The following is a 13651-nucleotide window of genomic DNA, read 5'->3' on the forward strand; positions in this document are numbered from 1 at the left end:
TTATTTAGATTTTAATACTCACACTCAGAAATCTTCCGATGGTTTGACAAACCCTTTGCAGCTGTTCGTCGGAGATCGACGTCGAGCAAGGCAGCATGATCCCCCGCCGGGACACATCCGCGGCTATGTTTTCGCGGCTGATATACAAATCCTGTTGGAATACCGGCAACTCATGAATGGGCGTCCATAGCGGCCTGGTTTCGATATTTTCTGCCGCCAAAGCAGCGATCAGACTGCGGTTTTCATTGACAAGCATGGCAGAATGCCAGTGATTGGAGTCTGTTCCGGGAGTCAGTTGCTGGAACATTACCTCGTAATCGTCGAATTCCTGCCGATAATGAGCAGCTATTTCTTTTTTCTTTTGCACAAAACCGGGCAGCTGTTCCATTTGCGCACATCCCATCGCCGCGAGTGGGTTTACGAGCCGGAAGTTATAGCCCAATTCGTCGTGGATGTATTCGGTGGGGTGGCTTTTGGCTTGGGTAATGAGGTGCCGCGCACGTTTTGCCAGGGCGTCGTCGTTGGTCAGGATAGCGCCGCCTCCGGCAGTAGTGATAATTTTATTGCTGTTAAAACTCACTGTTCCCAGTAAACCGGACGTCCCCGAATGCCGCCCATTCCGGAACGACCCCAGCGAGCATGCGGCATCTTCGACCACAGCCAGTGCAAACCGCCCGGCGATTGCATTAAGCCTTTCCATTTCGCAGATATTTCCCAGTAAATGAACCGGTACCACTGCTTTGATCCGCCGGTGGCTGTCACGGTGGAAGCACCCGCCGCTGTTCTGGTAGGTCTGGTTTTCGAGGAAATCCAGTAACAAATCCAGGTTCATCAGCCAGGTACTGGCATCGATGTCGACCATTACGGGACTGGCGCCGAGGTACTTGACCGCATTTGCCGTCGCCACAAACGTCAGATCGGGGACCAGTACGAGATCCCCTTTTTCCACACCTGCGAGCGTGAGCGCTACGTGCAACGCGCTGGTGCCGTTGCTCACGCCTATTACATGTGCCGCGTCCGAGTAATCGGCCAGCTGCTGTTCGAACCGGCGCAGGAAACTTCCGCCGGAAAGCCAGTTGGAATCGATGGCCTCGGCCATGTATTGCTTTTCGCGCCCATTGAGATTTGGCTCGCAGAGTGGGATAGAGGAGGGTTTATACGTTTCCATATCTTGCATTCATCGGTTCACTGATCACCTGTTCGTGGAACAGGGAAGCAATTTCACGGATACCGTTCGGGACGGTTTTAGAAATGGTAAAGCCGAGCACGTTTTTGATTTTATCACAATTCACCTTATAATCGCGTGGATCGGTAACTACCGGATGGTAATTCACTTCCAATGAGGGAATTGCTTTCCTGATCTCAGCGGCCAGCATCTTCTTGGTATAATTCTGTGAGGTATCGCCCACATTGAATGCTTCCCCGTCGACCTTGTCTTTATCGGCAGTGAGCGCGATTCTTACCGAGCGGGCCAGGTCACTCACATGGCAATAGGGGCGCCAGAAGTTTTCGCCGTAAATTAGTAAGGGTTTTCCCAATGCGGCATCGCGGGTGAATTCATTCACGGTAAGGTCAAAACGAGGCCTGGGCGATATTCCGTAAACTGTGGAAAAGCGGAGAATAGTGCGTGTAATAGTGTTGTTTTCCCGGCTAAGCAGATATTTTTCAAAATTCACCTTGGTCTCGGAATATAACGAAATCGGGTTCAGCTCCGCTGTTTCGTCCAGCAGCGAATCGGCCACGGCCATTTTGCCATAATTGCTGCAAGTGGAAGCGAACACGAACCGCTCGATTCCGGCGTCTTCGCAAAGCTCATACAGGCGTACGGACGCGTGCCAGTTCACTTGCAGGGCTAATTCAGGATATTTCTTGCAGGGCGGTTCACCGACGATAGCGGCCAGGTGGCATACGTAGTCTACGCCTTTTAACGCCGCTTTGATATCCTCGTCATTCCGAAGGTCGCCTTTGAGGAAACTGAACGCCGGGTTACCCCAAAAGCTCAGCAGCGATTCGCCGCCGAAAGAAAGGTTATCGAATACGACCACGCGAAACTCGTCCTGCAAGAGGATGCGGACCAGCTCGGAGCCGATATAACCTGCTCCGCCCGTCACCAGGACCGTTTTGTTTTGTTTGCTAACCATGTGCTGCTACTTTGTGAAATGATTGAATGAGCTCTTCTGTGATGATGTCCGGCGACCATTGGTCGATGAGCACTTTCCCGTTGCTGCCCATTTGCCTGAATTTTTCGGGATGATCCATGAACCATAGCAGCTTACTGGTAAAATCCGGCTGATTCGAAGGATCGAACCGGAAGCCGTTCAGCCCGTCGATCACAAGGTCGGCGGCACTGCCACACCGCTCCGACACCAGGACGGGCATCGAGTAAACCATCGCCTCGTTGGTCAGAAAGCCGAAGGGCTCGAAAGTACTTGGCAGCACCGCTATGTCGGCGAGTGTGTAGCGGATCGGTACTTCATACCATTCGCAGGGCTCCATCCAATGCACGGATTCGCAGCCCAGCGAATCGATCAACTCTTGTAGCCGGGGTTTTTGGTTCCCTTCGCCGCTCAGGATGAGCCCCCATTCGGTTCCGCGTGCCGAGAAGCTTTTCGCCTCATGAAATGCCCTGATGAACATGTCGAGGTTTTTCCGTTCCACGAACCGGCCCGCATATAAAAAGTTGTAGCGTGGCAGGCCCGTTTCCGCTTTCCGGTGCTCGCGCAACAGGAGCTCGCGCGTATAGATTTCGAGCAATGCATCGTTGTCGACACCCACATTCTTGGTACTCAGAATACGCTCACGCTTCACGTCCAGTTTCAGCGCATATTCGGCTGCTTTCTGCCCCAGGCATACCAGCGCGTTGCATTGGCTCAGAAATGCTTTTTTCATTTCCTCTTTCCACCAGACCCGCCGTCTGCTGATTTCGCTACTCTCGAAATCCAGCACCACTCTTATTTTTTTGATTTTACAATAGGCCAATACAAACCAGTATGAAGGGTCGTAATAGCCATTGAGGTAAACAATGTCGGGTCGGTGATGCCGGAGTGCGGCGAGTAACTTCTGCGTTTTTTCGACATGCCCGATATGTTCGATGGCCTTGTCGGGAAACAGGACTTCGTAGGGGTAGGTATGAATGCTCAGATCGGTTTTGAGGCCAAGCCGGCTCAGTTCGCTGAATGCCAGTTGCAGCACAAAGAAGTCGTTTCCTTCTTTGCGTAAACGCTGGTGAAGTTCGGTGAAAATTTTGGCCTTGTAGTGCGACCAGAGGATATTATGGATAGCCAGTACCTTCATTGATTTCTGATTTCAGTCAGCCAAAGCCAGGCTCTTTCGGGCCTTTACACTTTGGACAGGACTGGTGAGGAAATCAATGCACGTCGCCGGAAAAAAATTTATTCCGGCGACGTGAAAGTGGCTTTATTGAAGCGTATTGCTAAGTCTTTTCAATTCAATCTCAGCAGCTTTGGCAGCATAGTTGAGGTTGATCAGCCGGTAACCTGCTTCTTCGAAGCTGCGCTGAGCTTCGCGTACGTCGATGATCGTCGCCTGGATCAGTTCAAAACGCTGCAAGGTCAGGTCGAGAAGCTGCTTGCTTAGCGCGTAGTTCTTCTTTTGGTTTTCGAGTTGTTCAATGGAGCTTTGGTAGGTCTGGTACATTTTAACCGCGCTGGCGCTGTAATCGCGAAGTAGCGTGCTTTTCTGCAATTCAGCCGTTTTTGTATCGATTTCAGCGGCCTGTTTCTGGCGTTTAAATGCCGAGCCGTTGTAAATCGGGACAGCTAGCGAGAGGCCCGCCTGCGGACCCGCCACGCGGTTGAGCAATGTGAGGCCAGCAGCGGTTTGGTTGCGGCTGAAATTATAAGCCGCATTGAAACGAACCGTAGGGTAACGGAGCGCAGCCGTTTCCTTTACAATCAGTTCGTTGATTCTGATCTGGCGATCCGCCGCTTTGATATCCGCATTGGAAGCCAGCCGGTCCATTACGGAGGCTAGTTGCATATTGTTGTCCACCGTAATGGTATCCTTGATGGTCAATGCCGATTTCGGATCGAGCGTGAGGGTGCGAAGCAGTTCTGTTTTGGACACCTGTGCCACCATTTGCTGGTTCAGTAGGGTCTGGTTGAGCGTGTTCAAATCGATTTCCGCCTGAAAAATATCCGCGTTATTGGCCATACCTGCTTCCTTGCGCACGCGCAGGATTTCGAGGCGTTTCTCGGATGCGATAATGGATGTGCGGATCGTATTAATATAGCTCAACTGGCGCACGACATCATAATAGCTTGTCATCACGAGGGCGATCGTGTTCTGGATTTGCGAGTTGAGAACCTCGGAACTCTGGTACTGCAGTTCAGCGAGGCGCTTTTTGGTTGCCACCACCCGTTTGCCATTATAAAGGAGCATCCCTACCGAAAGGTTCGCCTGGGTATTGTTACCGGCAGCAGCATTACGGTTGATTTCTACACCGGTGTTTAGTTTCTGATTTACCTGGGTGATCTGTTCCGTATTGGTAGCGTTCAGGTTGACGGTTGGCAGGCCACCTGCTACGCCATAGTTGTTCAGGATGGTGTTCGCATCTACATTGTTTTTGGCAATCTCGATTTCGTAGCTGTTTTTGAGCGCGGTAGCCACGGCTTGTTCAAGCGTCAGCGCGAGTGTATCGGCGGGCTCTGCGGCCCCCGGAAGGCCGGCTCCCGGTTGGCCGGCCCAGCAGGTCCCGGAACACAGCAGAACAATTAGGAATGTGTATTTGTATTTCTTAAGAAAGGTGAGCGAGCCCATGTAACAAACAATAGTTGATTTTATTAAAAATATCCTTTAAGCCACAAGCTCCTCTGCCATTTTCTGCTCTTCCGTAACCTTGTGTTTTTTGGGTGAAATGAATGTGTAAATCGCCGGGATCACAAACAATGTCAGGATCAGCGAGAACATCAGACCGCCCACGATCACAACGCCCAGCGGTACCCGGCTGGTCGCCGCCGCCCCCAGGCTCAATGCGATCGGCAATGCGCCGAATGCCGTTGCGAGGCTTGTCATGAGAATGGGGCGCAGACGCTGCGTAGCCGATTCAACTGCCGCGGCCATTCTGCCCATTCCCTGCTCCCGTTTCTGGTTGGCAAATTCCACAATGAGGATACCATTCTTCGTCACAAGCCCGATGAGCATGATCATCCCGATTTGGGAGAAGATATTGATGGTTAAACCAAACAAATAAAGGCTTAGCAAGGCACCAGCCAATGCCAATGGCACGGTGATCATGATGATGAACGGATCGGTGAAGCTCTCGAACTGGCCCGCAAGTACCAGGTACACGAGCAAAAGTGCCAACCCAAATGCGAAGCTGGTATTGGAAGAACTTTCTTCAAAATCGCGGGAAGGGCCGGTGAGCGATGTCTGGAAGGACTCGTCGAGCAGTTTCGCGCCGATTCTGCGCATGGCTTCCACGCCGTCACCGATGGTTTTACCTTCTACGAGCGATGCGGAGATCGTGGCACTTTTGTAGCGATTATAGTGGTAAATAGTCGGCGGGCCGCTTTCCTCTTCCATATGCACCACGGCCGTGAGCGGAATGCTCTCACCGCGATTGTTGCGCACATACAATTTGTCAATATCCGCAGGTTTGTTACGCTCCGCGCGCTCAACCTGACCGATTACCTGATATTGCTGGCCATTCATGATAAAATAGGCCAGGCGGCGGCCACTGAATGCAGCCTGGATGGTCGCAGCGACATCGGTGGTGGACAAGCCCAGGTCGCGCGCTTTGAGACGGTCGATCGTAAGCCGCACTTCGGGTTTATTGAATTTCAGGTTGACGTCGACATTCTGGAAAGTCGGGTCCTGGCGTGCTTCGTCGAGGAACTTCGGAAGAACCTCACTCAGTTTATCGAAATCAAGGTTTTGTAATACAAATTGAACCGGAAGTGATCCTCTCGAACCGATACCTACGGAAATCGTCTGCTCCTGTGTCGCGAATATCCGTGCATCGTTAAATCTCGACAGTTTTTTATTAATATCCTGGGCAATCTCGTTCTGGCTCCTTTTGCGCTGATCCGACGGAACCAGTCCGATACGGCCGGTACCGCTGTTCACACCGCCGCCGCCAAAACCCGGGGTAGCCGAGAAGGTAAATGCCTTTTCAGGAATAGAATCATTCAGAAAATCGCTAAGCTGGTCCGAAACCTGCTGCATTTGGCCAAAACTGGTCCCCTCGGGTGCGGAAAGGTTGAAACGGATGCTGTTCCTATCTTCCATTGGGGCTAGTTCGCTTTGCAAGTGCGAGTAGGTGAACCAGATCAGCACACCACACGCCACAACCAGTACCCAAGACACCCAGCGCACTTTCATAAATCCGCGGAGCATCCGGTTGTAGCCGTCTTCCATTCCGGTAAAAAAGGGCTCCGTTTTGTTATAAAACCAGCCATGGCCTGCGTCTTTGCGGTTTAAGACTACGTTCAATACGGGGGTAATCGTAAGTGAAACGAATGCGGATATCAACACCGCCGAGGCGACCACGATCCCGAATTCTCGGAAAAGGCTTCCAACAAAACCTTCAAGGAATATCACGGGGAGGAATACCACCGCGAGTGTTAGTGAAGTTGAAATAACCGCAAAGAAAATTTCCCGGCTACCTTCCAACGCCGCCTGTCGGATCGGTAAACCGCTTTCGAGCTTTCGGAAGATGTTTTCAGTTACTACAATACCGTCATCGACCACCAATCCCGTCGCGAGTACGATCCCCAGCAGCGTCAGGATATTGATTGAAAACCCGCATAAGTACATCACGAAGAATGTAGCCACGAGCGATATCGGAATGTCGATCAACGGTCGGATGGCCACGAGCAGGTTCCGGAAGAAGAACAGGATCACGATCACCACCAGTGAGAATGCGATGAGCAGCGTTTCTTCCACTTCCTTGATCGACTGCCGCACAAGCCGCGTATTATCGATCAGCACGCTGAATGTAATGTCCGATTTGTTGGATTTCTGGATTTCTGCCAGACGTTTGTTGAACTCGTCGGAAATCTGCACGTAGTTGGCACCCGGCTGAGGTATTACCGCCAGACCTACCGCATACATGCCGTTGTACTTCCAGCTTTGTTCTTCGTTTTCAGGGCCCAATTCCACCTTGGCGACGTTGCCAAGCCTTACGATCCCCGAACTGTCGTTACGGATCACGAGGTCGTTGAATTCTTTTTCGCTTTTCAACCGGCCCATTGTCCGGATCGTTAATTCTGTATTGTCGCCATAGATCTTACCAGCCGGTAGTTCTACGTTTTCGGCAGCCAGTGTACTAGTAATGTCGTTGAATGAGATATTGTAGGAGCTCATCTGATCGGGATTCAGCCAGATGCGCATCGCGTATCGCTTTTGCCCGAAAATATTGATCGCACTCACGCCGTCGATCGTCTGCAAGCTTTGTTGGAGTACGTTTTCAGCATACTCACTCAGTTCAAGCAAACCTTTCGAGGGGCTTTGCACTGCCAGGAGGAGAATGAAGTCGGAATTGGCGTCGGCCTTGCTTACTACCGGAGGGGCATCGATATCCTGCGGAAGGTTACGAACGGCCTGGCTCACCTTGTCGCGCACGTCGTTGGCAGCGCCTTCGAGGTCGGATTTCAGGTTAAATTCCACCGTAATGTTGCTGGAACCGATCTGGCTGGAAGAGCTGATACTCTTAATACCCGGGATACCGTTAATACTTTTTTCAAGCGGTTCGGTGATCTGGCTCTCGATAATATCGGCATTGGCGCCCGTGTAGCTCGTTCGCACGTTCACGATCGGCGGGTCAATGGCCGGGTAGTCCCTCAGTGAAAGGAAGTTGTAGCCTACCACACCAAAAAGGATGATGAGCAGGTTCATCACGACCGCCAGAACGGGCCGTTTCAGGGATAGTTCTGAAATATTCATAGCATGGGTTTCAAAGGAATGGTCATTGCAACAAGTACCGCGGAGGCATTTGTTACTTAGTCGCTACATTCAGGTTTCTAACACTTCTCACTTTCACAGGAGCATCGGGACGGGCAAAAAGTACGCCCGAAACAACCACCGTATCGCCGACATTCAGGCCTTTGGTCACTTCCACTACATCCTCCCTGCGGTCGCCGGTCTCTACTTGTGTAAACACAGCCTTGCCGCCCTTCACGATCACGACTTTCTTGCTGCGTGCTTCCGGGATAATGCTGTTGGAAGGAATAAGTATGCTATTTTTATTGTTGCTGGCAGTGATATACACTTTTGCAAATGAACCGGGGCTGGTATTCCCCGAGCTTAGCACCGCACGGACGGTAAGGTTCCGGGTGGTCTGGTTCACTTGCGGCTCAATGGCCAGAATGCGGGCAGTTTCGTATTTGCCGGAGGCCTGGTCGAGCAGTACTTCCACTGTACCACCTTTGTTTACATATTGCTGGTAGCTTTCGGGAACAGTGAAATCTATGCGCAGATTGGAGAGCTGTTGCATGGTCGCGATGACGCTCTGGGGCGTTACGTATGAGCCCGCGCTCACTTTGCGCAAGCCTATCACGCCCGTGAACGGCGCTTTAATGATCGTTTTGTCGATCAGCGCCTGGGTATAAGCCATGTCGGCTTTGAGGGTATTGACATTATTGAACGCCAGGTCGTAGTCGGCCTGGTTGATACCGTTTACGGCGATCAGCTGTTTGAGCCTCTTCTCGGTCGTTTCGGCGAGGTCCAGCTGGATTTTCGACCGGTTGAGCTGGGCCAGGAGGTCGGCATTGTTGATCCGCGCGATGACGGTTCCTTTTTGTACGGTTTTGCCTTCCGGAACTTCGAGGAATGTGAGCAAGCCGCTTACTTCCGGTCGCAATTCTGCGAATTCGTTGGCCACGATAGTGCCGTTCACTTCTACCTTGTCACTGACCTTCTCGGATTTCGCAACGATCACGTCTACGACAGTGGGGCCTCCACCGCCTTTTTGCTGAAAAGTATCCTTTTTTTCTCCGCACGAAAGCGTAATAAAGAGCGAACCGGCAATGATAAGTGAAGACAGAGGTTTGGTTAAATTTGGCAGTCCTTCTGCACGGGCAGATCTGGCGATAACATTCATAGGGTTTGGTTAACCTGGCTTAAATGGTTTAGGAGTTCGCAGGACTAAATACGTCCTGGTCAGAGGTTTGTTCAAAATTAGATATTAATCTCGAACGGATTAGACTTTTTACGGCTATAAAAGTTTAATGCCAGCTAATTTTTTTATAAGGTACTCCCGATCACTTTCAGCAGGGTATCGCATTTCAGCTCGGTTTCGAGCCATTCCTGCTCAGGTACAGAGTCTTCCGTAATTCCGGCACCGGCGAAAAACGTGGCCACACCGTCTTTAAAACGCACAGTACGGAGGTTTACAAACAGATTGGTATCCCCGCCCACTTGTGCCGGGCCCAGAAAGCCGCTGTAATAGGAGCGGTTATAGCCTTCCACATCATTAATAAATTGAAGACTGGGCGCTTTCGGGACTCCGCAAATGGCCGATGTAGGGTGCAGAAGTTTGAGCATGACCGAAGCCAGTTCGGGGAAGTTGAGCGCTACCGTATCAACTTCGAAAATGGTCCTGAGATGGTACAAGTTACCTGCAAGAACGGTTTTAGGTCCTGTTTCCAGGTATTCGCGCAGGCGTATTTTTTTGAAGCATTCAATAATATACCGGCTTACAAGTGCCTGTTCTTCAATTTCTTTCTCGCCCCAGCGGATGTCGTATTTGGGGATAAGTGTCCCCGATGCGTCGCGTGCCGCTTGCGTGCCAGCGAGGGACATTGTTTTGAATGTGCCGGCAGATAGCTGCTCTACCAATAGCTCGGGACTTGCGCCAAGCCAAATTTCATTTTCTTCCGGCAGGTTCACCAGGGAAATAAATGCATGAGGATAGGCCTTTACAAGCCTTTGAAATGCCTGGGCCGGCTGGAATGCGTCGGTATACCGGAGGTCTTTCGCCCGCGAGAGCACCACTTTCTTAAACTGATTCTGGCGGATAGCTGCCACGGCGAGTTCTACTGTCCGTTCGAAGCGGGATTTGGCATCGGGCCGGTCGCTCAACGGAAGGAGCTGGATTGCAGGTGCCGGATTAACGGGGTTTTCTGCGCCTGCCGAGGAAGCCAATTGTACCAGTCTTTTGACTTCGGGATGCTCTTCGCCAAGCCGGTTGTCAATTTGTGTGAGCCGGTTGTCCTCGGAGAATGTAAGGATAATATCACCTTCCAGAAAGAGCACTTCCTGGTCGTCTTCCCAATAGAATGTGCTCATCACAAAGCCCGGGCTCATTTTTTCGAGTTCGGGGAGGCATTTACGGATGCCGTCCTGGATGGAGATAAGCAGTTTTATTTCGTTGGTGTGAGGCAGGCGCCATAATGCAGAGGGGAAACCCGTCATTTTGGATGCGTGCCAAAGCTCCTGAATCTGTAATCCTTCAAATATCGAGGTCCCGGTGTCGGTCTGTACTGATAGCATTTATAACGAATGGGCAATATCCCGTTAGGTCAATTTTCTGCAAAATAATGTTAGCGGTCTGCATTCACAATAGCGACCGTTAGTCTACTTATACAAACGAGTTTATTTTCTTCATTGGTAATCCTGATGTCCCAAATGTGTGTCGTCTTGCCAATGTGGATCGGCCGCACAGTTCCGTAAACATAACCTTCCCTGACAGGCCGGAGGTGATTAGCGTTGATTTCGAGCCCCACTGCGTGTTTGTTTTCGTTTTCAGGAATACACAAAAATGAAGCGATACTGCCCAGCGTTTCGGCCAGTACCACCGACGCTCCGCCGTGTAAAATCCCGAAGGGTTGGTGCGTTCGCTGATCGACCGGCATCCGCGCTGACACATAATCTTTTCCGATTTCCGTAAACTCTATTCCGATGTGATGGGCAATGCTGTTCTTTCCAAAAGATTGTAGTGAATCGACGGTAACGGTTTTATTAAACATATCTAAAAAATGTATAAATTTGTATTGGCTTTGCGGAGTAAAAACAAGGTTTTTGTAAATTTTATATTTAAATTATCCTATTATTTTGAAAAGAAAATCGATTTACCTCATTCGCCACGGTGAAACTGATTTTAACCGCAGGGGAGTTGTTCAGGGAAGTGGTGTTGATTCCTTGCTGAATGAATGGGGAGAAGCTCAGGCCGCAGCTTTTTTTAGTGCTTATCAACATGTTCCGTTTGACAAAATTTATACTTCTGATTTAAAGCGAACACATCAAACCGTCCGCGGGTTCATCAGGCTCGGCATACCGCATGAAAGCTACTCCGGGCTGAACGAAATATCGTGGGGAGACCGTGAAGGCCGCGAACCCAATACGGGCGACAATAACTATTACCGCGGGCTGGTCAATGCCTGGAAAGCCGGTAATGTTGAGCTTGCAGCCGAAGGCGGCGAAAGCCCGTTGGATGTGAGGGAACGTCAGATTCCGGTGATCGACGCGATCCTTTCCCGCCCGCATGAGCGGAACATCCTCATTGCCATGCACGGTCGTGCCATGCGCGTCTTGCTGACGACGCTTTTCAACCAGCCGCTGGTACGGATGGACGACTACGAACACAGCAATCTTTGCCTCTACAAGATCAATTATTCTTACGATACCCAGCAGTTCGAGCTGGAAGTGTCCAACGACATCACGCACCTTCTTTCCATCGAAATTCCGCAAACGATATAGCAGCCGTTTGTGTAGATTCGTTTCCATTGGTGTATTAATGTACCTCTCCTGAGGGGGCATTAATACATTTGTGGCTTTTCAGTACCTTATCAGCGTTCCTATGTTCATGTCCAAAAAACGCATCTATTGGACTCTGCAAATTCTTGGCTGGACATTGTTAATCATGTTCGAATATATCCCGTATGCACTCGAGTACGGCTTCGAACTGAGGGAATTCTATACCGCACTTGCCAATATATTGTTAGGCATTTGTCTTACGCACGTCTATCGCCTCGTTATCCGGCGGTGGAACTGGTCGTCATTGCCGTTGCCCAGGCTTGCATTACGTGTGATAGGTTCGGTATTGTGGCTCGGACTGATCATGGCGATGATCAATCAGCCGATGGACCGCGAAGTGCTGGAACATAATCTGCTCAATCAGCCGCTTGTTTTCTGGGGTTATTATGCCAACTGGTGCAAAAACCTGCTGGCTTGGATTTTGTCCTACACGGTTTATCATTATGTGGAACAGACGCGCCTGGCCAGCTACGAGAAGATCATGCTGAAAATGTCGATGCGCGAGGCGGAGGCCAAAGTGCTTCGTTCGCAGCTCAACCCGCATTTTACATTCAATGCGTTGAACAGCATTCGCGCACTCGTGTATGAAGATCCCAAACGCGCGCAGCTGAGCATTACGCAGCTATCCAATATATTAAGAAATTCATTGTTGGCCGATCGCCGCAAAACGGTCGATTTGCAGGAGGAGCTTCGTACCGTGGAAGATTACCTCGAATTGGAAAAAGTGCGTTATGAAGACCGCCTTTCTTACAGCATTACCACGAATCCCCAGGCCATTTACTGGCAGGTACCGCCGATGATGTTGCAGACGCTCGTCGAAAATGGTATCAAACACGGCGTAGCAAAGCAGATGGGAGGTGGATTTATCGGGCTAAAATCGGAAATTGCAAATGAGTTGCTCGTTATCACTATCCATAACTCAGGTAACCTGGGCGACACGGAAGTGAATGCAGGTAACCTCGGTAATAGTGAATCCGGTGGGGTTGGTTTGAAAAATACGGCCGAACGGCTATCGATTTTATACGGTAAGGCAGCAACATTCCGGATTTTTCAGGAAAAAGAGAATGTGGTTTGTTCGGAAATAAAAATCCCGATGCTTTCCGAAGGTGTGATGATGGTGGGAGAGGGATCTGAAAAAGCAAACTAATGACCAAATCAATATACTTTCTATTTATTATTCCTAACTGATCCATCCGCCATGAGGACCTTAATTGTAGATGATGAGCGATTAGCACGCAACGAGTTGAAGAGATTGCTAGAACCATATACCAAAATTGAAATAGTAGGAGAGGCCGCGAATGCGGAAGAGGCGCTGAAACTGATCGAGGAACAACAGCCCGAATTGCTTTTCCTGGATATTCAGATGCCCGGTAAAAATGGTTTCGAGCTGCTTTCGTCAATCGAAGGGAAAAGCCCGGAGGTGATTTTTACGACTGCATTCGATGAATATGCGATCAAAGCATTCGAATTCAACGCATTGGATTACCTCTTAAAGCCGATCGATACTGAGCGCCTGAAAGAAACCATTCACCGCATCGAAGAAAACCAGGCGCAGCCGGAATCTCCTGCGCATGCCAGCGAGCGTGCGGAGAAAGTACTTGGCGAAAATGACCAGGTATTTGTGAAAGACGGGGAGAAATGCTGGTTTGTAAAACTGGGCAAAATCCGGCTGTTCGAATCGATGGGCAATTACGTCCGCCTGCATTTCGACGACCAGAAGCCTTTGGTATTGAAATCTTTGAACAATCTGGAAGAGCGCCTGGACCCGAATACCTATTTCCGCGCCAATCGCAAGCACATTATCAACCTGCACTGGATCGAGAAAATCGAGCCGTGGTTTAGCGGAGGCCTTCTGGTAACCTTGCAGGGCGGGGATAAAATAGAGATATCCCGTCGTCAGGCGATCCGGTTTAAGGAACTAATGAGCCTTTAATGT

Annotated in this window: 11 protein-coding genes; 3 read left to right on the top strand and 8 right to left on the bottom strand. The window is 50.3% G+C overall.

Features of this window, described 5'->3' with window-relative positions; translation table 11 throughout:
- Positions 1-4: 4 nt before the first annotated feature.
- The 8 genes from ACTJJJ_RS15855 to ACTJJJ_RS15890 form a co-directional block, all read right to left on the bottom strand.
- Positions 5-1168: a LegC family aminotransferase gene (locus tag ACTJJJ_RS15855; RefSeq protein ID WP_440702279.1), complete on the bottom strand. Its 1164-nt coding sequence runs from the start codon at positions 1166-1168 to the stop codon at positions 5-7.
- Positions 1155-2141, bottom strand: coding sequence for an NAD-dependent epimerase/dehydratase family protein (locus ACTJJJ_RS15860; protein ID WP_440702280.1), 987 nt, complete (start codon positions 2139-2141; stop codon positions 1155-1157). The genes ACTJJJ_RS15855 and ACTJJJ_RS15860 overlap by 14 nt, the downstream gene beginning before the upstream one ends.
- Positions 2134-3294, bottom strand: coding sequence for a glycosyltransferase family 4 protein (locus ACTJJJ_RS15865; RefSeq protein ID WP_440702281.1), 1161 nt, complete (start codon positions 3292-3294; stop codon positions 2134-2136). Before ACTJJJ_RS15865 ends, ACTJJJ_RS15860 begins: the two co-directional genes overlap by 8 nt.
- A 123-nt stretch (positions 3295-3417) precedes the next feature.
- Positions 3418-4779 carry a TolC family protein gene (locus tag ACTJJJ_RS15870; protein ID WP_426293246.1) on the bottom strand — a complete coding sequence of 454 codons (1362 nt, stop codon included), beginning with the start codon at positions 4777-4779 and terminating at the stop codon, positions 3418-3420.
- A gap of 36 nt (positions 4780-4815) precedes the next feature.
- Positions 4816-7905 (bottom strand): efflux RND transporter permease subunit, encoded by a 3090-nt coding sequence (locus ACTJJJ_RS15875; RefSeq protein ID WP_440702282.1) that lies wholly within the window; start codon positions 7903-7905, stop codon positions 4816-4818.
- Positions 7906-7957: 52 nt separating this feature from the next.
- Positions 7958-9061 (bottom strand): efflux RND transporter periplasmic adaptor subunit, encoded by a 1104-nt coding sequence (locus ACTJJJ_RS15880; protein WP_188933479.1) that lies wholly within the window; start codon positions 9059-9061, stop codon positions 7958-7960.
- A 143-nt stretch (positions 9062-9204) separates the two neighbouring features.
- Positions 9205-10452: a chorismate-binding protein gene (locus ACTJJJ_RS15885; RefSeq protein ID WP_188933477.1), complete on the bottom strand. Its 1248-nt coding sequence runs from the start codon at positions 10450-10452 to the stop codon at positions 9205-9207.
- A gap of 50 nt (positions 10453-10502) precedes the next feature.
- Entirely contained in the window at positions 10503-10928 is a 426-nt protein-coding gene (locus tag ACTJJJ_RS15890) for a hotdog fold thioesterase (protein WP_188933475.1), read from the bottom strand.
- Positions 10929-11013: 85 nt separating this feature from the next.
- Here ACTJJJ_RS15890 and ACTJJJ_RS15895 point away from each other — a divergent pair, with 85 nt between their 5' ends.
- The 3 genes from ACTJJJ_RS15895 to ACTJJJ_RS15905 all read left to right on the top strand — a co-directional run bounded on the left by ACTJJJ_RS15895 (position 11014) and on the right by ACTJJJ_RS15905 (position 13648).
- Positions 11014-11658, top strand: a complete 645-nt coding sequence (locus tag ACTJJJ_RS15895) for a histidine phosphatase family protein (RefSeq protein ID WP_188933473.1) — start codon at positions 11014-11016, stop codon at positions 11656-11658.
- A 106-nt stretch (positions 11659-11764) separates the two neighbouring features.
- Positions 11765-12862 carry a sensor histidine kinase gene (locus tag ACTJJJ_RS15900; protein WP_188933471.1) on the top strand — a complete coding sequence of 366 codons (1098 nt, stop codon included), beginning with the start codon at positions 11765-11767 and terminating at the stop codon, positions 12860-12862.
- 51 nt (positions 12863-12913) lie between these two features.
- Positions 12914-13648 (top strand): LytR/AlgR family response regulator transcription factor, encoded by a 735-nt coding sequence (locus ACTJJJ_RS15905; protein WP_188933469.1) that lies wholly within the window; start codon positions 12914-12916, stop codon positions 13646-13648.
- Positions 13649-13651 lie beyond the last annotated feature (3 nt).

It is taken from the genome of Dyadobacter sp. 22481 (assembly GCF_052044875.1).
GTDB classification, from domain to species: domain Bacteria; phylum Bacteroidota; class Bacteroidia; order Cytophagales; family Spirosomataceae; genus Dyadobacter; species Dyadobacter endophyticus.